This window comes from Bradyrhizobium sp. B117, from assembly GCF_038969555.1.
In the GTDB taxonomy this organism is placed as follows: domain Bacteria; phylum Pseudomonadota; class Alphaproteobacteria; order Rhizobiales; family Xanthobacteraceae; genus Bradyrhizobium.
The window spans coordinates 3,851,784-3,872,009 of record NZ_CP152414.1 but is presented as its reverse complement, the minus strand read 5'-3'; the positions used below and the strand labels follow the sequence as shown (position 1 = coordinate 3,872,009).

Below are 20,226 nucleotides of genomic sequence, written 5' to 3'. Positions count from 1 at the left end.
GGCCCGGAGCGGCTAACCGAACCGCCATACCAAGCTCGTCCGGTCCTATTAACGAATGAACATTGATTCGCAACTTAGTGGAGATGCAGATCGGGACGACACGCGCCCGATCCTGATCATTCCCTACATGTGGATCGGCGATTTCGTCCGGAATCACACCGTGGTCCGGGTTCTAAGGGAACGCTGGCCGAACCGGCCGGTCGATCTCCTGACCACCACCCTGTGCGCCCCCCTTGTTGATTACATGCCCGGGGTCCGCCGAGGCATCGTCTGGGACCTGCCGCGCAGCCGGCTCGCGGTGCGCCGCCAGTTCGGCCTGGCAAGGCTGCTGCGGGCGGAAAACTACGGCACGGCCCTGGTGCTGCCCCGAACCTGGAAGGCAGCCATTGCGCCGACCCTGGCCGGCATCCCCGAACGAGTCGGCTGGGTCGGCGAGTTCCGGTTCGGCCTGATCAACCATTGGCGCTGGGGCGAGAGAAAGGTCCCCCGCTTCATCGATGAGAATGCCGCCCTGGCCCAGCCCGACGGCGCGCCCCTGCCCCCGGAATGGCCGGTGCCGCAATTGCGGGTTCCGGCCGAGGAGATTGCCCGCTGGCGCGAGGCCAATGGGCTGAGCGCCGGGGCCGCCGTGGCGCTGGCCCCCGGCTCGGTCGGCGTCTCAAAACGCTGGACCTACTATCCGGAGGCTGCCCGGCTGCTGGCTGAGCACGGGCTCGAGGTATGGGTGGTCGGCGGCCCCGCCGAAAAGGGCCTCGCCCAGGAGATCGTCGCAGCGGGCGGCCCTCACGTGCGCGACCTCACGGGCAACGATCTGCGCAACGGCGTCCTCGCCATGGCCGCCGCCGGCGTCGCCATCACCAACGATTCCGGCTTGATGCATATCGCCGCCGCCTTGGGCACCCCGACCATGGGCATTTTCGGCCCGACCAGCCCCTATCTCTGGGCCCCCCTCAACGGCCTTGCCGCAACCGTGGTCCAGGACAAGAGCGTGCTGTCGTGCCAGCCCTGTCAGCGCACGATCTGCAAGATGAACGACCACCGCTGCATGCGGGATATCGCAGCGAGCGAGGTGGTGGGGATTGCGGAGCGGGTGCTCGGGGATCGTGCTCAAACAGCAAACTGAAGCGCGATGACGCTCCACCCTGATCTCATCGCGCTTGGGTCGGGATCGCCTGGCTCCCAAAGGCGACCATGGAGCCAACATTGCTGCACGTCGCCTCAGGACGCTGGCCGGCCCGTATCCGGGCCGCCCCATTCATGACGATCGTCAACACAGCTCATTTTGCCATCGCCGTTCTTGCAGCCTCGATTTTGGTCTTGACGGCATCGAGGTTGAAGCTCGCGCCCTTCTGCATCGGCGGAAATGCAATCGCGGTCATTGCCAACTTCTCGACCTCCTGCTGGACGAAACGAAGCGCCAGAACTCGTATTTGAACCAGTCGAAGTATTGCCGCGCGCCATATTTGGTGCCGTAGCAGAGAGGCAACTTCAGGATTGATCCAGATCAAGAGAACACAGGCTGCGGCGCATAGTCCTTGCCATGATGATCGAACGCCCGTCAGTTCGGAAGACACCGAAGCGCAAAGACATTCGAGCGCATGGCGGAGAAAGGGCAGCGCAGCTGTCACTTGCCGGGGCTGAACCGGGGTCACACCGATCACGCCCGATACGAAGGACCACGTCTTACTGCGCCTGCATCGAAGAAGCTGATTGAGCGACCTTACCCCTCTAGTCGGAGAGTTTCATGAGGACCTTCAATCCCCTGGTGACGGTACTACTTCTCGTGACGCAATCGGCCTCGATACAGGCTGCGGACTTGAACGGAGCCTGGTCGATCGACGCCTCGGCCTGTGGCCAAATGTTCACCAAAGAGAACGACAAGCTCGCCTTCAAGAAAGATGCTGATCTCCACGCCGGCGGCTTGATCGTCCAGGGCAAGCAAATCACCGGCACATTTGAAAAATGCACCGTCAGATCATTGCACGAAGATGGGCCAAACATGCGGCTGATCGCGTCGTGCTCGGACGGCGTCTCCATTTCAGACGTGACATTCGATCTGACATTCTCCGGCGAAAACAACATCACGCTCAGCTCAAAGGACCCAGTGCCGGTGCAAATGCCGTATGTGCGCTGCCCAATGTGAAGCTGACCGCGCACGGCCGTCGAGGCGGTGCCGATGATGACATCATGCCGGTGTTTTGCCCGACGAGTCAAAACATTTTCGTAAAACCAGAATAAAAGCATCGCCGGCCGTCAAGCCATTGATTCTGCTGGCATCGGCTACTGTGCATGGGGTTGTTTTCGCGGTTTTTGCCCTGCGGCCCTGGAAACGACGTTTCAGAGCAGCGGCCGATAGACCTCGCCGATCCGCTTTGCTTCAGCATCGAGGCTGAATTGGTCGAGCACCCGTGCTCGCCCGCGCTCGCCCATGGCGGTCGCTGCAGCCACGTCGCGCATCAACGGCTCCACGGCCGCGGCCAACGCATCGGCGTCGCCCGTCGGGATCAGCACGCCGGTCACGCCATCCTCGACCACCAGCCCGGCGGCGCCGGCGCGGGCGGCGACCAGTGCGCTGCCTGTCGCCATCGCCTCGATCAGGGTCAGGCCAAAACCTTCGTTGCGCGAGGTGAAGGCGTAGATCATCAGCCGCTGATACCAGCGCTGCACGTCCTCGATCGGCAATTCGCCGGTGATGACGATGCGCGATTGCAGGCCGGCGGCCTCGATGCGCTTCTTCAGGTCATTTGCGAAAGGCGTTTGCTCCGGCGTGATCTGGCCGACGATGACCGCAGCGAAATCCGGATAGCGCGGCAGCAGGCGGCACATCGCATCGACGAACAGGTCGGTGCCCTTCTGCGCGCGGACGCGGCCGAAGCAGCCGATGGCGTAGCGGCCCGGCAGCGCGGCTTCCGCGAAGGCAGCAGCGCGATCGATCGGCGGCGCGTAGACGTCGGTATCGACGCCATGCGGGATCACGGTGGACTTCACCTTCAGGAACGAGGCCGAGATCTCGCTCGTCGCGATGATCGCGTCCATGCGGCGGATCAGCCAGCGCGTGATCCAGGTGTGATGCCGCTGCGCCGCCGAGGTGAAGACGAGCTTGAGCGGCCAGCCTAGCGCGCGCAGCACCACGCCCGCGATCATCTCGTTGTTGCGCCGCGCGTGCCAGATCAGCGGCGTCCTGCGCCGCCACAATTTCAGGAGATCGGCACCGCTCATCGTTGCGATCCCCTCCGGCGCGTCGGTGCCGAACCAGGCCGCGCGAAACAGCTTCGCCAGCCGGGGCGCAACCATCCGGTTGGTCGCGGTGACCCCGGAATAGCGCCTGTGCAGATTTGGCACGATCAGTTCGAGGTCGCGGGGGGAATTCGCCACGTCACACTCCGTTTCGCAAAGTCCCTATACGCAACATTAAGCATAGTGACCAGTTCGGCCGCGCCGATACCCCCTCTTCACCACGCAAACGCTAGCATCCCGCGTTGATCGAAGACGGGTGAGATCATGACTGTGCTAGTCACCGGCGGAGCCGGCTATATCGGAAGTCACACGGTCCTGGCGCTGGCGGAAGCCGGCGAGGATGTCGTTGTGGTCGACGATCTCTCCACCGGTTTCTCCGCTTACCTGCCCGAAGGCGTGCCGCTGTTCATTGGCGATGCCGGCGACGAGAACCTGCTCGAAGGCGTGATCGCCCAGCACGACATCGAGAGCATCATCCATTTCGCCGGCTCCGTCGTCGTGCCGGATTCGATGCGCGATCCGCTCGGCTATTACCGCAACAATTTCACGACCGCGCGCAATCTGCTCAACGTCGCGGTCAAGCGCGGCATCGGCCGCTTCATCTTCTCCTCGACCGCCGCCGTCTACGGTGATCCGGACCAGGTGCCGGTGCCCGAGCACGCGCCGACGCGGCCGCTGTCGCCTTACGGGTCCTCGAAGCTGATGACTGAGATCATGCTGCACGACGTTGCCGCCGCCTACGGCATGCAGTACGTGACCTTGCGCTATTTCAACGTCGCCGGCGCCGATCCGCAGGCCCGCATCGGGCTTGCCACCGTCGGCGCCACCCATCTGCTCAAGATCGCGGTGGAAGCCGCGACCGGCCAGCGCGCCAAGATCGACGTGTTCGGCACTGACTATCCAACCCCGGACGGCAGCTGCATCCGCGACTTCATCCACGTCACCGACCTCTCGCAGGCGCATCGCTCCGCGCTGGCCTATCTTCGCAACGGCGGCGCCTCGACCACGCTGAATTGCGGCTATGGCCGCGGCTATTCGGTGCTGGAGACCATCGACGCGGTGCGCAGGGTCTCGGGCCGCAGCTTCGCCGTGCAATACGCTCCGCGCCGGCCCGGCGACATCATGACCATGGTCGCCGACACCAGCCGCATCCGCAGCCTGCTCGACTGGAGGCCGCAATATGACGACCTCGAGACCATCGCGGCCCATGCGCTGGCCTGGGAGGACAAGCTGTTCCGCGAGCGCCATGGCGAAGTCCGCCACGCCGCCTCGGCCTAAAATCCATCCCCGCGCAAGTCCTTAATTGGGCTTGAAAAGCTGAGCTTTAGCGGGCACAGAGGCCCTTCGATCCCTGACGCGCGGGCAGGCTTTTCCCTGCGCCGTCAATGGACACCGGATGGCCCAGTTTCCAAAGAAAATCACCGACGATCCCTATGCGGCAGCGGTCCTGATCCGCCGCCTGGTCATGGAACAGGGGGTCGTCTACTGGCGGCGCTACCTGGTTGCCTTTTCGCTGATGGCGCTCGCTGCCGGCGCCACCGCTGCTGCGACCTACGTCCTCGGCCAGGTCATCAACCAGGCCTATGTCGACAAGAACGTCCCGGGCATCGCGATGTTCGCCGGCATCACGGTGATCCTGCTCTTCATCAAGGGCGTGGCGACCTACGGCCACATGGTGATCCTGACCAAGATCAGCAACGCCATCCTCGCCACCAACCAGCGCCAGCTGTTCGCAAAACTGATGCGCGAGAGCGTCGGCTTCTTCTCCGAGCGGCATTCGTCCGAATTCCTGGCGCGGCTGACGGCCGGCGCCAAGTCGATCACCGACGTGCTCAACATGCTGGTCAACGCCGTCGGGCGCGACCTCTTGATGCTGCTCGCCATGATCGGTGTGATGGTGTGGCAGGATCCGTTGATGTCGTTCATCGGCCTCGTCGCGGTGCCGCCGGCGATGCTGGTGCTGCGCAAGCTGGTCAAGCGCATCAAGGGCCTCGCCTACAACCAGTTCACCGGCACCGCCGACATCATGGAGACGATGCAGGAATCGCTGCAGGGCATCCGCACCGTCAAGGCGTTCACGCTCGAAGAGACCATGCAGAGCCGGATCGACGAGAACATCGCGATCGTCGAGCGAAACGCCAACAAGATGGCCCGCGTCGCCAACCGCTCCAATCCGCTGATGGAGATGCTCGGCGGCTTCGCGGTCGCCGGCTGCCTGATGTACGGCGGCTATGCCGTGGTCGCGCTCAACGCCACGCCCGGCGCGTTCTTCTCCTTCATGACCGCGTTCCTGATGGCGACCGAGCCGGCCAAGCGGCTGGCACGGCTCAACATCGACCTCAACAGCCAGCTCGTCGGCGCGCGCATGCTGCTCGAGGTCGTCGACAGCCCGGCCAGCGAGCATTCCGACGATGACAAGCCGGCGCTCAAGCTCACCGATGCCCGCATCGAGTTGCGTGATGTCAGCTTCTCGTATCGCAACGGCGAGACCGTGCTCAACCGCATGAGCTTCACAGCCGAGCCCGGCAAGGTCACCGCGCTGGTCGGCCCCTCCGGCGGCGGCAAGTCGACCGTGCTGGCATTGCTGCTGCGCTTCTACGAGGTGACGCAAGGCGACATCGTGATCGATGGCCAGTCGATCGGCGCGGTCTCACGCAAGTCGCTGCGGGCGCAGACCGCCTATGTCGGCCAGGACGTCTATCTGTTCCGCGACACCATCCGGAACAACATCGCCTTCGGCAAGCCGGGCGCGAGCGAAGATGAGATCATCGAGGCCGCGAAAGCGGCCTGTGCGCATGATTTCATCATGGGCTTCCCGCTCGGCTACGACACGCCGGTCGGCGAGCACGGCACCCAGCTCTCCGGCGGCCAGCGCCAGCGTATCGCGGTCGCGCGCGCGCTGCTCAAGAACGCGCCGGTCATCCTCCTGGACGAAGCCACCGCCGCGCTCGATTCGGAGTCCGAGCGGCAGGTGCAGGAGGCGATCGAGCATCTCTGCCAGGACCGCACCACCATCGTGATCGCGCATCGCCTGCACACCATCATGCACGCCGACAGCATCCTGGTGGTCGAGGGCGGCGAGATCGTCGAGCGGGGCCGCCACGACGAGCTCCTGCGCCGCGGCGGGCGCTATGCCTCGTTCTTCCGGCTGCAACATCACCACGCCGGCGCTCTGGCGCCGATCAGCGCAACCGCATAGAGTTCCTCATCAACCTCAAGAGCAGCGAGATCGCTCCATGAACGCCGCCTCCTATGTCATCCCGCTTCCGCCCCAGGCTTCCCTTCCCGTCGTCGGGGAGAGTGGCCGTTATCCGGTGCGCCGCATCTGGTGCGTCGGACGCAACTATCTCGAGCACATCCGCGAGATGGGCAATGACGAGCGCGCCCCGCCCTTCTTCTTCGCCAAGCATGCCGACATGCTGGTCCCGGATGGCGCGACCATTCCCTATCCGCCGCTGACCAAGGACCTGCATCACGAGGTCGAGTTGATCGTCGCGATGAAGAGCGGCGGCCTCAACATTCCCGCCGACAAGGCGCTCGACCACGTCTACGGCTATGCCGTCGGCATCGACCTCACCCGCCGCGACCTCCAGATCGCCTCGCGCAAGAAGGAGCGCCCGTGGGAGATCGGCAAGTCGTTCGACGGCTCCGCGCCGTGCTCCGCGGTGCAGCCGGCCTCCAAGATCGGCCATCCCGCCAAGGGCAAGATCTGGCTCACCGTCAACGGCAAGGAGGCGCAGAAGGGCGATCTCACCGAGCTGATCTGGAATGTGCCGGAGATCATCTGGCAGCTCTCCCAGCAGGTGAAGCTCGCCGCCGGCGACATCATCATGACGGGCACGCCGGCTGGCGTGTCGCAGCTCCAGCCCGGCGACAAGCTCGAATGCGGCGTCGACGGCGTCGGCACGCTCAAGGTCAGCATCGGCCAGCCGGAGTAGGCTGCGCGACATCTCGAACATCAAAGCCCCGGACAGGACGTCCGGGGCTTTTTTGCGAAGGGCCTCCTGACCTCAGGCCCGCGAAGCGTGCGCATCTGCGCCGTTGATATCCTTGCCGGTGTAATCGGTCATCAGCGCGGTCGCGGCCAGCGTGATGACGGCGCACGCCGCGATATAGGCCGCAATCGCCGTCGCCGAGTGGAACGTGCCGTACAGCCAGGTGGCGATCAACGGCGCGGGACCGCCGGCGATCACGGATGCGAGCTGGTATCCGAGCGAGGAGCCGCTGTAGCGCAGGCGTCCGGTAAAGCTCTCGGCGATCAAGGCCGCTTGCGGCCCATACTGCATGTCGTGCGGAATCAGCGACAGAACGATCGCCAGGAAGATGATGGCTAGCGATCCGGTATTGAGCATCGCGAAATAGATGAAGCCGAAGATGCCCGTCGCGGCAGCGCCGAGCATGTACATGTTCTTGCGGCCGATCCGATCGGAGATGTGCCCGCACAACGGGATCGAGACAAACGACAGCACCGAGGCCGAGAGCACCGCGGTCAGCAGGAAGTCGCGCGAAACGTGCAGCGTGCCGATGCCATAGGAGAACACGAAGGCGGTGAAGATGTAGAACGGCGCCTGCTCGGACATGCGCGCGAAGGCGGACAGCAGAATCTCCTTCGGGTATTCCCGGATCACGGTCAGCATCGGCGTGCGGTCGACCTGACGTTCAGCCACGAGCTTTGAGAACACCGGCGTTTCGAGAATGCCGAGCCGGATGTAGAGGCCGACACCGACCAGGATGATGCTGAGCGCGAACGGAATACGCCAGCCCCACGCGAGGAACTGATCGCCCGCCATCTGGCTGAACGCCAGCACGGCGAGATTGGCAAGGAACAGCCCGCAGGGCACGCCGAACTGCGGCCATGATGCGATCAATCCTCGGGAGTGGTCGTTGCGGGCCCATTCCATCGACATCAGCACCGAGCCGCCCCACTCGCCACCGACGCCGACGCCCTGAATGAATCGCAGCACGGTCAGGATCGCGGCTCCCCAGATGCCGATGCTCGCATAGGTCGGCACCACGGCCACTGCGGCGGTTGCCAGTCCCATCAAGAGCAGCGTCGCGATCAGTGTGGATTTGCGTCCGATGCGGTCGCCATAGTGCCCAAAGATTGCCGCGCCAATCGGGCGCGCGACGAAGCCGACCGCGTAGATCGCAAAGGCCTCCAACGTGCCGACCCAGGGATCGGAATGTGGAAAGAACAGCTTTGCGAAAACCAGACCCGTAACGGTGCTGTAGAGAAAGAAGTCATACCATTCGATCGCGGTCCCGATCGTGGAGGCGATCACGGCGCGACGAAGCTGACGCTGATGCTCGGATGCAGTGAGGCGGGTGACGTCGAGGCCCAGTGTTGCCATGGGAATGCTCCCTCGGGCAGGCCCCCGCTTGCGCGTTTTCATCGGTTGTTCGTTGCCAAACAAACGATATTGGGTTCCAAGGGTTCCAGCCGAACTGCAACGAGAGGCTAAAACTTTAGTCAGCCGATAGAGCCGGCGGTGACCGCTCTACTACCAGGCCCTCACCGGCCGATTCGCATGGCTCGCCTGCGGCACTCCGCGATTGAGCGACATGTGCGAGTGCACGCACAGCCAGCCATCGCCGTCCTTCGCGAACACCATTGTTGCGCGGCCAGGGCGCAGAAACGCGCTGCCGTCGGGATGATAGCCCGTGCTCGTCCACGGCGCGATCACCGTCGCCATCGTGCCGTCGGCGGATGCCAGGATCGAGACCTGCTCGAGGATGAATCGAAAGTCGGTCGTCTTCGGCCAGACGTTGTCCCATTGCGTTTTGACCCATTGGTCGAGGCCGGGGATGACGTCGTTATGCGTGCCGAAGGCCAGCATATCCGGATGAAAGAGCGGCCGCGCCGAAGCATAATCGACCTCGCGGACGTGGCCTGCGAAGGTGTCCAGCCACACGCGGAAGAACTGCGTGATCTCGGGGGTCGCGGTTGGCAAGGAGGCCATCGCCTGCTCCAAATTCAGCCGTTGAATGCTGGCAATCTTGTTGCCATGGGCCGCACTATCCAGCAAGAGTTGCGGCAGCGGTCAGGGCCGACGAGGCCACCGTAGAGAATGCATTGACAACGAGAGGTGTCTCTGATGTCGACGACGACCAGCGAGCTCGAAGCACTGCTGATGCAGCGCTCGCTCACCGACCCACAGCTCGTCGCCGCAGCGGAGAAGGCATCGGACTTCCGAATCCTGCCGGATGCCACGGTCATCAAGATCGGCGGACAGAGCTTGATCGATCGCGGCCGTGCTGCCGTTTATCCTGTCGTCGAGGAGATCGTCGCAGCTCGCAAGGCGCACAAGCTCCTGATCGGCACCGGAGCCGGCACGCGCGCGCGGCATCTCTATTCGATCGCCGCCGGGCTTCGTCTGCCGGCCGGCGTGCTGTCGCAGCTCGGCGCTTCCGTCGCCGACCAGAACGCCGCGATGCTCGGGCAGCTGCTTGCCAAGCACGGCATCTCCGCCGTCTCCAGCGCGGGCCTCTCGTCCGTGCCGCTGTTCCTCGCCGAGGTGAACGCGGTGATCTTCAGCGGCATGCCGCCCTATAGTTTGTGGATGCGGCCGGCGGCCGAAGGCGTCATCCCGCCCTATCGCACCGACGCCGGTTGCTTCCTCGTCGCCGAGCAGTTCGGCTGCAAGGCGATGATCTATGTGAAGGACGAGAACGGCCTCTACACCGCGAACCCCAAGACGTCGAAGAACGCGACGTTCATCCCCAAGATCTCGGTCGCCGAGATGAAGGCCAAGGGCCTGCAGGATTCGATCCTGGAATTCCCGGTGCTCGATCTGCTCAACGCCTCGCGCCATGTCCGCGAGGTGCAGATTATCAACGGCCTCGTCCCCGGCAATCTCACCCGCGCGCTCGCGGGCGAGCATGTCGGCACCATCATCACCGCGAGCTGAAGAACACCCCGTCATGGCTAACACCAACCAGATCAAGCACGTCGCCTCGCCGCTCGCGCGCCAGACGCTTCTGGACAGCGATCTCACCCGCCCCGTCGCCGGCAACCGCCCGATCAAGCTGTTGCCCTGGCTGCAGGTGATCAAGATCGGCGGCCGCATCATGGACCGCGGCCACGAGGCGATCCTGCCGCTCGTCGAGGAGCTGCGCGCGCTGCTGCCGGAGCATCGCCTGCTGATCCTGACCGGCGCCGGCATCCGCGCCCGCCACCTCTACAGCGTCGGTCTCGACCTCGGCCTTCCCGTGGGCTCGCTCGCGCCACTCGCGGCCAGCGAGGCCGGCCAGAACGGCCACATCCTCGCAAGCCTGCTTGCGCCGGAAGGCGTCTCCTATGTCGAGCATCCGACCATCGCGAGCCAGCTCGCAATCCACCTCCAGGCGGCCCGCGCGGTCGTCGGCAGCGCGTTCCCGCCCTACCACCATCACGAATTCCCGACCTCCCGCATCCCGCTGCATCGGGCCGACACCGGCGCCTTCCTGCTCGCTGATGCGCTGGGCGCTGCCGGTCTCACGATCGTGGAGGATGTCGACGGCGTCTACACCGACGATCCCAATGGCGCCGATGGCAAGAAGGCCGAGCTGTTGAAGGAGACCAGCTTCGTCGAGCTTGCGAAGCTCAAGGGCACGCTGCCGTTCGATCCCGCGCTGCTGGAGGTCATGGCAAACGCACGCCACATCGCGCGCGTGCAGGTCGTCAACGGCCTCGTGCCGGGCCACATCAGCGCGGCGCTGCGCGGGCAGCATGTGGGGACGATCATCTACACCGGCGCCAAGCCGGTGTGATCACGACCAGAGCCCATCCATAATATGAAAGCCCCGGAAATCACTCCGGGGCTTTTTAATTCCGCTCGTAGGGGCGGATTACCGCAACGCCGACAGCACGATCAAGCCGAGGATCAGCGCCGTCAGCGAGTACTTCAGCGTGTAGTAGACGTTGCGGTTCCACTCCTTGACCTTGCGGCTGCCGAGATGGATCTCGTAGAGCTTGCCGAACACCTTGTTGAGCACGCCGACATTCTCGCCCTCGACGTTCTGCGTCGCCGAGGCCTTGACGATGTGATGGCTGACCCAGCGATTGATCGAGGTCATGAAGCCATACTTCATCGGGCGTTCGACGTCGCAGAACAAGATGATGCGGTTGACGTCGGTCGCATTCTCGGCGCTGTGGATGAAGGTCTCGTCGAACATGAAGGCCTCGCCGTCGCGCCACACGCATTCGACACCGTCGACGAGGATGCGGCACTTGTTCGAGTTCGGCGTGACCAGGCCGAGGTGGTAGCGCAGCGAGCCGGCAAAGGGATCGCGGTGCGCCCCTAACTTGCCGCCCGGGGGCAGCATCGCGAACATCGCGCCGTGCACGCTCGGGATCGACTTGAGCAGCTCCACCGTCTTCGGGCACAGCGTGTTCGCCGACGGCAGGAAGTCGTCGTACCATTTCAGGTAAAAGCGCTTCCAGCCGCTCTTGAAGAACGAGTAGAATCCCCAGTCATTATTCTTCGCCGCCGCGCGAATGAAGCCTTCGTCGAACAGGCGCACCGCCTCGTCGCGGATGGTCTCCCAATTCTCACTGAGCGGCTTCAGCTCCGGAAACTGATCGACCGAGATCACCGGCTTGTTCGGCACGGCGGAGCCCGCATACATCAACACATTGTAGGGCGCGAGATAGGTCGAGTGATCGCCGAGCTGGCGCGCGAAGCGCAGCCGCTGCTTGCCGCGGAAGTGAACGTAGATCGTCGATGCCGCAAGCACATACAAAATGACAAGCTGCGGCGCAAAAAGCTGTCTCAGCATTTCCCCAAATCCCAAGTGACCCAGCCGGGTTGTCGTGTAGCCCGACGCGGCCCGAGCGGCAAGATATTCGCCGGTGGGTTGCAATCACGCTGGGGAGAGCGCTCGCACGGAACCTGGAGCTGGAAGGGCCGAAACCGGCCGAATCAAGCCCGCGACAGCGCCTGGAGGCCCTTGAATGTCAGGCGCTTGGGGTCGGTGACGCCAGCGAGATAGAGCCGGCGGATGAAGGCGATGACGGCGTCGCGGTCGCAATCGGTCAGCGCGACGACGGCGTCGACCGCGATCTTCTGGGCTTCCATTGGGCTCACCTCGGCCTTGCGAGTAACCCCGGCCGAGACAGCCTAGGACTCATCCGTTAAATCGGCGTTAACTGTTTGGGAACCATCGCCGATTCAGCCGGCCCGCCGTATACGCAAAACAACGCATTGCGGGCGCGCGAAGCGGCTCAGCGCGCCTTGATGCTCTGTGTCAGCAGCGCAAACTGTTTCTTCAGCCGCGGCACGGCAAAGTCGGTGAACGCCCGCACCTTGGGCACCGAAAGCCGGCCCTGCGGGCAGATCAGATGCGCCGGCATCTCCGGATCCTCGTCGCCGGCCAGCACGATCTCGAGCTCGCCGCGCGCGATCTGCTCGGCCACCTGGTACGAATACATCCGCGCCACGCCGCGCCCGGCGACGGCGGAGGCTACGGCCGCATAGGTGCTGTTGACGACGAGGCGCGGCGTGAACTGCACCGTCCGCGCCACTGATGAGCCGGCCTGCGGCGCGAAGGTCCAGGAATTCGGCAGGTGCGCCATCGCCACGATCTGATGCTTTGCGAGATCACCGGGCTCGGTGATGCGCGGATGCTGCTTCAGATAGCGCGGCGCCGCCACCACGACGCGGCTGATTCCGCCGACCCGCATCGCGACCATCGATGAATCCGCGAGAGGCCCGATGCGAAGCGCGATATCGACCCCCTCCTCGATCAGGTTGACCGCGCGATCGAACAGCAGGAGCTTTGCCGACACGGTCGGATAAGCGTCGAGAAACGCATCGAGGATCGGCCGCAGCACCATCTCGCCCGATACGATGGGCGCGGTGATGGTGAGCAGACCGCGCGGCGCCGTGCGCGGTCCGGCGGCGATGTCGTCGGCCTCCTCCAACTCGGTGAGCACGCGGCGGCAGACCGCGACATAGCGCTCGCCCTCCTCGCTGAGCTTGATCGACCGCGTGGTCCGGTGCAGCAGCTCGGCGCCGACCCGCTCCTCCAGGAAGGCGATGGCGCGGCTCACGGCCGCCGGCGAGCGGCCGAGCTTGCGGCCTGCGGCAGCCAAGCTGCCCTCATCGACCGCAACGACGAACACCTTCATCGCATCCAGACGATCCATGCCTTCCTGCCGCCCCATCACATTCCGGTGACAGGCTAGGCGTTCGTCCCCGCCGCGACAACCTCCGCCGGGCGCCGATCCGGCATTCGTTCGCGCCGCGTAACAGTGTCTGCCGGACAACGTGTATTCGCAGCCGGGGCGCTGCGGCGTACTTCAACGCGCAGGCCAGCCGCTGCTGGCGCAGGTTTCAACAACAGGAGCCCGTCATGGGTATCGAGCAGAAAGTCGCCATCATCACCGGTGCATCGCAGGGCATCGGCGCCGCCCTGGTCCAGGGTTTTCGCGATCGCAACTATCGCGTCATCGCAACGGCGCGGTCGATCAAGCCGTCGGGCGATGACGATGTCCTCGCAGTTGCCGGCGACATCGCCGATCGGAGCACCGCCGAGCGGGTCGTCTCCCAGGCAATTGCCCGATTCGGCCGCGTCGACACGCTGGTCAACAATGCCGGCATCTTCGTCGCAAAGCCGTTCACGCAGTACACGGCCGAGGACTATGCGGCGGTGATGGGCACCAACGTCGCCGGCTTCTTCAACATCACGCAGCTCGCCATCGCCGAGATGGTGAAGCAGGGGTCCGGCCACGTCGTCCAGATCACGACCACGCTGGTCGACCAGGCCAACTCCAACGTGCCCTCTGTGCTGGCCTCGCTGAGCAAGGGCGGGCTGAGCGCCGCGACCAAGTCGCTGGCGATCGAATACGCCAGGCGCGGCATCCGCGTGAACGCGGTATCGCCCGGCATCATCAAGTCGCCGATGCATCCGGTCGCGACGCACGCACAGCTTGGTGCTCTGCACCCGGTCGGCCACATGGGCGAGATGTCCGACATCGTCGATGCCGTGCTCTATCTCGAGGGGGCCTCCTTCGTCACCGGCGAGATCCTGCATGTCGACGGCGGCCAGAGCGCAGGCCACTGAGCTGAGGAGAGGCGCGATGCCCATCGTCACCATTCAAGTGACCCGCGAAGGAACGACGCCGGGAGCGGCGTCGCTCACCGCGGAGGAGAAAGCGGCGCTGATCAAGGGATCGAGCGAGCTCCTGCGCGACGTGCTCGGCAAGCCGCTCGAATCCACCTTCGTCGTGATCGAGCAAGTCGACACCGACAATTGGGGCTGGGGCGGCCTGCCCGTGCAGGAATTCCGGCGCCGCCGCGCAGCCCGGACCGGATGATCCGCGCGCCGTTTTGCGCAAGAGGATGACATGACACATACGAAGCAAAACATGGAGACCCGGCTGCATCAGCAGCCGGGATCAGCGTCGCAAGCGACCTGGCGATACGCGGTCGCGGGCTTGTCCGCATCGCTCGTCGGGCTTGGTCTCGCCCGGTTTTCATACACGCCTCTCATCCCGGCCCTGATCGCGGCAAAGTGGTTCAGCGCGTCCGACGTCGTCTATCTCGGCGCGGCGAATCTCGCCGGTTATCTCGCCGGCGCACTCACCGCGCGCGCTGTGGCCGCACGCATCGGCGCAGTCCGCGCGCTGCGGGCGATGATGCTGCTCGCCACCCTCTCCTTTTTCGCCAGCGCGACGCCGGTGTCGTTCACCTGGTTCTTTGTATGGCGGTTCTTCTCTGGGGTCACCGGCGGCATCATCATGGTGCTGGCGGCCTCTGTCATTCTGCCGCACACTTCGGCGGCGCGGCGCGGCATCGTCGGCGGCGTGATCTTCGCGGGGGTTGGCCTCGGCGTCGCCGCATCTGGGACGCTGGTGCCGCTGTTGCTGCAACAGGGTTTGCAGCAAAGCTGGTATGGTCTCGGCGTGCTTTCGGCGCTCCTCACCCTCGCGAGCTGGTGGAACTGGCCTGCGGAAGCCAAGGCCGATGCTGCACCTTCGCATCAAGCAAGGCACCATCACGCCTCGCCCGCGGCCCGCGCGCTGCTGGTCCAATACGGCCTCAATGCGGTGGCCTTGGTGCCGCACATGGTCTTCATCGTCGATTTCGTTGCGCGCGGCCTCGGCCAGGGCATTGCCGCGGGCTCTCGCTATTGGGTGCTGTACGGCCTCGGCGCCATCGTCGGCCCGCTCGTCACCGGCCATCTCGGCGATCGTTCGGGTTTTGGTCCGGCCTTGCGCGCGGCATTCCTGATCGAAGCGGCCGCTGTGCTGCTGCCGACCGTCAGCACCGCACCGCTCTCGCTGATCGTGTCGAGCGTGGTGGTCGGCGGCTTCACGCCCGGCATTGTGCCCCTCGTGCTCGGACGCATCCATGAGCTCGTGCCGCACTCCACCGAGCAGCAGCGCGCGACGTGGAGCCATGCCACCACCAGCTTTGCACTGTTCCAGGCAGCAGCAGCCTACGGCTTCTCCTGGATCTACGCGCAGACCGGCGGCGACTATCTCGTGCTGTTCGGTCTCGGCGGCGGCGCCGTGATTGTAGCGCTCGCGATCGACCTTGGCCTCGCGCTCATCACGCGCAAAGCATAGAAGCAGGCGGCGGCGCGATCAGGAATACTGCATCACGCCGTCGTCGATCCGGCCAAAGCGCAGGGAGACGATGTCGAGCGCGTAGTTCTGGTACAGCCGCCATGGCCGCTTCGAACCCTGCTTCGGCATTTTTGCGATCGAGCGCTGGACATAGCCCGAGGTAAAATCGAGCGAGGGCTGCGCGGTGATATCAGGGTCGTCATTGTGCGGCATGCATTGGCGAAAATTGTGCCGGTCCATGTAGTTGATGAGACGGCAAACATATTCGCAGGTGAGATCGCATTTCAGCGTCCAGGACGCATTGGTGTAGCCGAACGCCGAGGCCATGTTCGGCACGTCCGCATACATCATGCCCTTGTAGGTCAGCGTCCTGGCGAAATCGACCACGCGGCCGTCGACGCTGACCTCGAGGCCGCCGACGGCCTGGAGCACCAGCCCCGTCGCCGTCACGATGATGTCCGCGGCGAGCTCGCTGCCGTCCTTGAGGCGGATGCCGTCGCGGGTGAAGGTGTCGATCTCATTGGTGACGACGGCGGCGCGTTTTTCGCGGATCGCCTTGAAGAGGTCGCCGTCGGGCACGAGGCACAGCCGCTGGTCCCAGGGATTGTAGCGCGGCGTGAAATGGGTCGCGACGTCGTAGTCGGGCCCAAGTGCCATTTGCACGCCCTTGAGGATGAGGTCCTTCACCTTCGCAGGCCGGCGCCGGCTGAGCTGGAAGAAGAACATCCCCCACATCACGTTGCGCCAGCGGATGACATGATAGGCCAGCCGCGTCGGCAGATTGCGCCGCAGCTTGTTCGCGACGGGGTCCTGCGCCGGACGCGACACCACATAGGTCGGCGAGCGCTGCAGCATGGTGACCTGCGCCGCCTTCTTGGTAAGCTCCGGCACCAGCGTCACCGCGGTCGCGCCCGAGCCGATCACGACGACGCGCTTGCCCGCGTAATCGATGTCCTCGGTCCATTTCTGCGGATGCACGATGCGGCCGGCGAAATCCGCAACGCCTTTGAATTCGGGGGTGTAGCCCGCCTCGTACTTGTAATAGCCCGAGCACATGAACAGGAAATTGCAGGTGAAGCGCACCAGCTCGGTCGCGCCCTCACCCGTGATGCGCTCGGCCTCGATGGTCCAGCGTGCATCCGGCGTCGACCACGCCGCGCGCTTGACGCGATGGCGGAAGCGGATGTGCTTCTCGATACCGTTCTCGGCTGCGGCCTCGCGCACATAGTTCAGGATCTGCGGCCCGTCCGCGATCGCCTTCGGATCGGTCCACGGCTTGAAGGAATAGCCGAGCGTGAACATGTCACTGTCGGATCGGATGCCGGGATAGCGAAACAGATCCCAGGTACCGCCGATGCAGTCGCGGCCCTCCAGGAGGACGTAGCTCTTGGTCGGGCATTTCGTTTGCAGATGATAGCCCGCGCCGATGCCTGATAGCCCGGCGCCGACGATGAGCACGTCGAAATGTTCTGGTTGCATGGTTTCCTCCGCCGAGGAGGATTGTCCGCCTGCGGCTGCGGACCGTCAATTGGCAATCAGCCGTGCTGCAACTGCAAAGCGAGTTGAATTCCGTGCGCCGAAACAACGAAGCCCCGGATCGCTCCGGGGCTTCGCGTCGATGGTCGGCTGAACCTGTGGCTCAGTAGCGGTAGTGGTCCGACTTGTACGGGCCTTCCTGCTTCACACCAATATAGTCGGCCTGATCCTTGCGCAGCTCGGTGAGCTTGACGCCGATCTTGGCGAGGTGCAGGCGCGCGACCTTCTCGTCGAGCGACTTCGGCAGCACGTAGACTTCCTTCTTGTATTTGCCGTCCTTGTTGTTGGCGAACAGCTCGATCTGCGCCAACGTCTGGTTGGTGAAGGACGCCGACATCACGAAGGACGGATGGCCCATCGCGTTGCCGAGGTTCACGAGCCGCCCTTCCGACAGCAGGATGATGCGGTGCTTGTCGGGGAACTCGATCTCGTCGACCTGCGGCTTGATGTTGGTCCACTTCAGGTTACGCAGACCCGCGATCTGGATCTCGTTGTCGAAGTGGCCGATGTTGCAGACGATGGCGCGATCCTTCATCGCGCGCATGTGCTCGATGGTGATGATGTCCTTGTTGCCGGTGGCGGTGACGAAGATGTCGGCGCGGGGCGCGGCGTCTTCCATGGTCACGACCTCGTAGCCTTCCATCGCGGCCTGCAGCGCGCAGATCGGATCGACTTCCGAGACCATCACGCGGCAGCCGGCCTGACGCAGCGAGGCGGCCGAACCCTTGCCGACGTCGCCGAAGCCCGCGACCATCGCGACCTTGCCCGACATCATCACGTCGGTGCCGCGGCGGATGCCGTCGACCAGCGATTCACGGCAGCCATAGAGGTTGTCGAACTTGGACTTCGTGACGCTGTCGTTGACGTTGATCGCCGGCCACAGCAGCGTGCCGGCCTTCTGCATGTCGTAGAGACGGTGCACGCCCGTGGTAGTCTCTTCGGAAACGCCCTTGATGCTCTCGGCGATCGCGGCGAAGTAGCCCTTCGGCTTCTCCTTGAGCTGCTTCTTCAGAAGCGCGAAGAAGACTTCCTCTTCCTCGGAGCCGGGCTTGTCGAGGAAGGCGGTGTCGCCGTTCTCGGCGCGCAGACCGAGATGGACGTACATAGTGGCGTCGCCGCCGTCATCGAGGATCATGTTCGGATGACCGCCGCCGTGCCAGTCGAACAGCTTTGCAGTGTAGTCCCAGTAATCCTTCAGCGTCTCGCCCTTGACGGCGAAGACCGGAATGCCGGCGGCCGCGATCGCGGCGGCGGCGTGATCCTGCGTCGAATAGATGTTGCAGGAGACCCAGCGGATATCGGCGCCGAGGGCGGCCAGCGTCTCGATCAGCACGCCGGTCTGGATCGTCATATGCAGGGAGCCGGCGATGCGCGCGCCCTTCAGCGGCTGCTTCGGGCCGAACTCCTCGCGGGTGGCCATCAGGCCGGGCATCTCTGTCTCGGCCAGCGAGAGCTCCTTGCGGCCGAAATCGGCGAGAGAGATGTCCTTGACGATGTAATCAGTGAAGCCGGGCTTCGCGTTCATAGGGGGGTCCTGTTTGTTTGGCTCGTCATTCCGGGGCGCTCTTGAAACGAGCGAACCCGGAATCCGTAAGGTTCGAGATTCCGGGTTCGCCGCTGTCGCGGCGCCCCGGAATGACGCAAGAGAATTAGAGCGCGCGCTTGAGCTGCTCGACGAGATCGGTCTTCTCCCAGGAGAAGCCGCCTTCGTTGTCGGGCGTGCGACCGAAATGGCCGTAGGCCGAGGTGCGCGCGTAGATCGGGCGGTTGAGATCGAGATGGGAGCGGATGCCACGCGGGGTGAGGTCCATCGCCTTGGCGGCGGCCTTCTCGAGCTGATCCTCCGACACCTTACCGGTGCCGTGGGTGTCGATGTAGATCGACAGCGGACGCGCAACGCCGATGGCGTAGGCGAGCTGGAGCGTGCAGCGGTCGGCAAGACCGGCGGCAACGATGTTCTTGGCGACATAGCGCGCCGCGTAAGCCGCCGAGCGGTCGACCTTGGTCGGATCCTTGCCCGAGAACGCGCCGCCGCCATGCGGGGCCGCGCCGCCATAGGTGTCGACGATGATCTTGCGGCCGGTCAGGCCGGAGTCGCCGTCGGGACCGCCGATGTAGAACTTGCCGGTCGGGTTGATGTGCCAAATCGTCTTCGGCGTGATCCAGTCCGCCGGCAGCGCCTCGCGCACATAGGGCTCGACGATGTCGCGGATCTGCTTGGACGAGAGGTCCTCGACCAGATGCTGGTGCGAGACCACGATCTCGCGCACGCCGACCGGCTTGCCGTTCTCGTACTGCACGGTGACCTGGCTCTTGGAGTCCGGGCCAAGCACCTTCTCCTTGCCGGAGTGACGGGCTTCGGAGATGAGGCGCAGGATCTTGTGGGCATAGAAGATCGGCGCCGGCATCAGATCGGGCGTCTCGTTGGTGGCGTAGCCGAACATGATGCCCTGGTCGCCAGCGCCCTCTTCCTTGACCTCGCCCGGCTGCAGCGCATCGACGCCCTGAGCGATGTCGGCCGACTGCGGATGCAAGAGGATCTCGATGTCGCAGGTCTTCCAGTGGAAGCCGTCCTGCTCATAGCCGATGTCCTTGATCGCGTTGCGGACGACGCCCTCGATCTGCTCGTTGGTCACCGACTTCGGACCGCGGGTCTCGCCGGCGATCACGACCTTGTTGGTGGTCGCGAGTGTCTCGCAGGCGGCACGGATCTGCCACGGATCGATGCCGGCCTTCGGCCCCTCGCGGTAGAACAGATCGACGATTTCATCGGAGATCCGGTCGCAGACCTTGTCGGGATGGCCCTCGGACACGGATTCGCTGGTGAAGAGATAGGACGCGCGCATCAGTAACCCCTTGTTCCGCCGCCGCTAAGCTGGCGGGTGTTTGCGATGTTTAGACTT

General features: G+C 64.4%; 19 protein-coding genes and 1 pseudogene. 10 read left to right on the top strand and 10 right to left on the bottom strand.

The features are described from left to right. The first annotated feature begins 55 nt into the window (after positions 1-55). The gene (gene waaF / locus AAFG16_RS18895; RefSeq protein ID WP_342740178.1) at positions 56-1,123 is read left to right on the top strand and encodes a lipopolysaccharide heptosyltransferase II; all 1,068 of its coding nucleotides are present in this window, start codon (positions 56-58) and stop codon (positions 1,121-1,123) included. Positions 1,124-1,277: 154 nt separating this feature from the next. Here waaF and AAFG16_RS18890 read toward each other — a convergent pair. Then, positions 1,278-1,459: pseudogene (locus tag AAFG16_RS18890) on the bottom strand (arylsulfatase); the annotation flags it as partial. 285 nt (positions 1,460-1,744) lie between these two features. Between AAFG16_RS18890 and AAFG16_RS18885 the strand changes: the two are divergent. Next, complete coding sequence (locus AAFG16_RS18885) at positions 1,745-2,143, top strand: hypothetical protein (protein ID WP_283085807.1); 399 nt, start codon at positions 1,745-1,747, stop codon at positions 2,141-2,143. 194 nt (positions 2,144-2,337) lie between these two features. On the opposite strand, the gene AAFG16_RS18880 is transcribed toward AAFG16_RS18885, so the two are convergent. Next, positions 2,338-3,375 (bottom strand): glycosyltransferase family 4 protein, encoded by a 1,038-nt coding sequence (locus AAFG16_RS18880; protein WP_342740177.1) that lies wholly within the window; start codon positions 3,373-3,375, stop codon positions 2,338-2,340. Positions 3,376-3,501: 126 nt separating this feature from the next. Here AAFG16_RS18880 and galE point away from each other — a divergent pair, with 126 nt between their 5' ends. The 3 genes from galE to AAFG16_RS18865 all read left to right on the top strand — a co-directional run bounded on the left by galE (position 3,502) and on the right by AAFG16_RS18865 (position 7,175). Further along, positions 3,502-4,515, top strand: coding sequence for a UDP-glucose 4-epimerase GalE (gene galE, locus AAFG16_RS18875; RefSeq protein ID WP_342740176.1), 1,014 nt, complete (start codon positions 3,502-3,504; stop codon positions 4,513-4,515). A 118-nt stretch (positions 4,516-4,633) separates the two neighbouring features. Beyond that, positions 4,634-6,436, top strand: coding sequence for an ABC transporter ATP-binding protein (locus AAFG16_RS18870; protein WP_342740175.1), 1,803 nt, complete (start codon positions 4,634-4,636; stop codon positions 6,434-6,436). A gap of 37 nt (positions 6,437-6,473) precedes the next feature. Further along, a complete protein-coding gene (locus tag AAFG16_RS18865; protein ID WP_071912070.1) occupies positions 6,474-7,175 on the top strand; it encodes a fumarylacetoacetate hydrolase family protein in 702 nt (233 codons plus the stop codon). A 72-nt stretch (positions 7,176-7,247) separates the two neighbouring features. On the opposite strand, the gene AAFG16_RS18860 is transcribed toward AAFG16_RS18865, so the two are convergent. Together AAFG16_RS18860 and AAFG16_RS18855 are read right to left on the bottom strand one after the other, a co-directional pair. After that, positions 7,248-8,588 (bottom strand): MFS transporter, encoded by a 1,341-nt coding sequence (locus AAFG16_RS18860; RefSeq protein WP_342740174.1) that lies wholly within the window; start codon positions 8,586-8,588, stop codon positions 7,248-7,250. 150 nt (positions 8,589-8,738) lie between these two features. Continuing rightward, positions 8,739-9,197, bottom strand: coding sequence for a nuclear transport factor 2 family protein (locus tag AAFG16_RS18855; RefSeq protein WP_342740173.1), 459 nt, complete (start codon positions 9,195-9,197; stop codon positions 8,739-8,741). Between the two features lie 135 nt (positions 9,198-9,332). Between AAFG16_RS18855 and AAFG16_RS18850 the strand changes: the two genes are divergently transcribed. After that, a complete protein-coding gene (locus AAFG16_RS18850) occupies positions 9,333-10,145 on the top strand; it encodes a uridine kinase (protein WP_342740172.1) in 813 nt (270 codons plus the stop codon). Between the two features lie 13 nt (positions 10,146-10,158). Next, entirely contained in the window at positions 10,159-10,986 is an 828-nt protein-coding gene (locus tag AAFG16_RS18845) for a molybdenum storage protein subunit alpha (protein WP_342740171.1), read from the top strand. A 78-nt stretch (positions 10,987-11,064) separates the two neighbouring features. On the opposite strand, the gene AAFG16_RS18840 is transcribed toward AAFG16_RS18845, so the two are convergent. From AAFG16_RS18840 to AAFG16_RS18830, 3 genes are all read right to left on the bottom strand, one after another. Further along, entirely contained in the window at positions 11,065-11,994 is a 930-nt protein-coding gene (locus AAFG16_RS18840; RefSeq protein WP_283085799.1) for an aspartyl/asparaginyl beta-hydroxylase domain-containing protein, read from the bottom strand. A gap of 143 nt (positions 11,995-12,137) precedes the next feature. Further along, positions 12,138-12,293 carry a hypothetical protein gene (locus AAFG16_RS18835; RefSeq protein WP_014493894.1) on the bottom strand — a complete coding sequence of 52 codons (156 nt, stop codon included), beginning with the start codon at positions 12,291-12,293 and terminating at the stop codon, positions 12,138-12,140. Positions 12,294-12,439: 146 nt separating this feature from the next. Continuing rightward, a complete protein-coding gene (locus AAFG16_RS18830) occupies positions 12,440-13,363 on the bottom strand; it encodes a LysR family transcriptional regulator (RefSeq protein ID WP_283085798.1) in 924 nt (307 codons plus the stop codon). 206 nt (positions 13,364-13,569) lie between these two features. On the opposite strand from AAFG16_RS18830, the gene AAFG16_RS18825 reads away from it, so the two are divergent. The 3 genes from AAFG16_RS18825 to AAFG16_RS18815 are packed head-to-tail and all read left to right on the top strand — an operon-like array spanning position 13,570 to position 15,787. Then, positions 13,570-14,280, top strand: a complete 711-nt coding sequence (locus AAFG16_RS18825) for an SDR family oxidoreductase (protein WP_342740170.1) — start codon at positions 13,570-13,572, stop codon at positions 14,278-14,280. Positions 14,281-14,296: 16 nt separating this feature from the next. Continuing rightward, on the top strand, positions 14,297-14,533 hold the full coding sequence (locus tag AAFG16_RS18820) for a 4-oxalocrotonate tautomerase family protein (protein ID WP_342740169.1): 237 nt from the start codon (positions 14,297-14,299) through the stop codon (positions 14,531-14,533). A gap of 30 nt (positions 14,534-14,563) precedes the next feature. After that, entirely contained in the window at positions 14,564-15,787 is a 1,224-nt protein-coding gene (locus tag AAFG16_RS18815) for an MFS transporter (RefSeq protein ID WP_342740168.1), read from the top strand. An 18-nt stretch (positions 15,788-15,805) separates the two neighbouring features. Here the strand turns inward: AAFG16_RS18815 and AAFG16_RS18810 are convergent, their stop codons facing one another. The 3 genes from AAFG16_RS18810 to metK all read right to left on the bottom strand — a co-directional run bounded on the left by AAFG16_RS18810 (position 15,806) and on the right by metK (position 20,169). After that, positions 15,806-17,266 carry an NAD(P)/FAD-dependent oxidoreductase gene (locus AAFG16_RS18810; protein WP_342740167.1) on the bottom strand — a complete coding sequence of 487 codons (1,461 nt, stop codon included), beginning with the start codon at positions 17,264-17,266 and terminating at the stop codon, positions 15,806-15,808. A gap of 160 nt (positions 17,267-17,426) precedes the next feature. After that, entirely contained in the window at positions 17,427-18,848 is a 1,422-nt protein-coding gene (ahcY, locus tag AAFG16_RS18805; RefSeq protein WP_342740166.1) for an adenosylhomocysteinase, read from the bottom strand. A gap of 124 nt (positions 18,849-18,972) precedes the next feature. Continuing rightward, a complete protein-coding gene (metK, locus tag AAFG16_RS18800) occupies positions 18,973-20,169 on the bottom strand; it encodes a methionine adenosyltransferase (protein WP_283085792.1) in 1,197 nt (398 codons plus the stop codon). Positions 20,170-20,226 lie beyond the last annotated feature (57 nt).

Coding starts and splice junctions, on each gene's coding strand:
- AAFG16_RS18855 (WP_342740173.1), bottom strand. CDS start 9,197: ATGGCCTCCTTGCCAACCGCGACCCCCGAGATCACGCAGTTCTTCCGC.
- AAFG16_RS18840 (WP_283085799.1), bottom strand. CDS start 11,994: ATGCTGAGACAGCTTTTTGCGCCGCAGCTTGTCATTTTGTATGTGCTT.
- AAFG16_RS18860 (WP_342740174.1), bottom strand. CDS start 8,588: ATGGCAACACTGGGCCTCGACGTCACCCGCCTCACTGCATCCGAGCAT.
- AAFG16_RS18815 (WP_342740168.1), top strand. CDS start 14,564: ATGACACATACGAAGCAAAACATGGAGACCCGGCTGCATCAGCAGCCG.
- waaF (WP_342740178.1), top strand. CDS start 56: ATGAACATTGATTCGCAACTTAGTGGAGATGCAGATCGGGACGACACG.
- AAFG16_RS18820 (WP_342740169.1), top strand. CDS start 14,297: ATGCCCATCGTCACCATTCAAGTGACCCGCGAAGGAACGACGCCGGGA.
- AAFG16_RS18845 (WP_342740171.1), top strand. CDS start 10,159: ATGGCTAACACCAACCAGATCAAGCACGTCGCCTCGCCGCTCGCGCGC.
- AAFG16_RS18870 (WP_342740175.1), top strand. CDS start 4,634: ATGGCCCAGTTTCCAAAGAAAATCACCGACGATCCCTATGCGGCAGCG.
- AAFG16_RS18865 (WP_071912070.1), top strand. CDS start 6,474: ATGAACGCCGCCTCCTATGTCATCCCGCTTCCGCCCCAGGCTTCCCTT.
- AAFG16_RS18835 (WP_014493894.1), bottom strand. CDS start 12,293: ATGGAAGCCCAGAAGATCGCGGTCGACGCCGTCGTCGCGCTGACCGAT.
- AAFG16_RS18850 (WP_342740172.1), top strand. CDS start 9,333: ATGTCGACGACGACCAGCGAGCTCGAAGCACTGCTGATGCAGCGCTCG.
- AAFG16_RS18830 (WP_283085798.1), bottom strand. CDS start 13,363: ATGGATCGTCTGGATGCGATGAAGGTGTTCGTCGTTGCGGTCGATGAG.
- galE (WP_342740176.1), top strand. CDS start 3,502: ATGACTGTGCTAGTCACCGGCGGAGCCGGCTATATCGGAAGTCACACG.
- ahcY (WP_342740166.1), bottom strand. CDS start 18,848: ATGAACGCGAAGCCCGGCTTCACTGATTACATCGTCAAGGACATCTCT.
- AAFG16_RS18810 (WP_342740167.1), bottom strand. CDS start 17,266: ATGCAACCAGAACATTTCGACGTGCTCATCGTCGGCGCCGGGCTATCA.
- AAFG16_RS18825 (WP_342740170.1), top strand. CDS start 13,570: ATGGGTATCGAGCAGAAAGTCGCCATCATCACCGGTGCATCGCAGGGC.
- AAFG16_RS18885 (WP_283085807.1), top strand. CDS start 1,745: ATGAGGACCTTCAATCCCCTGGTGACGGTACTACTTCTCGTGACGCAA.
- metK (WP_283085792.1), bottom strand. CDS start 20,169: ATGCGCGCGTCCTATCTCTTCACCAGCGAATCCGTGTCCGAGGGCCAT.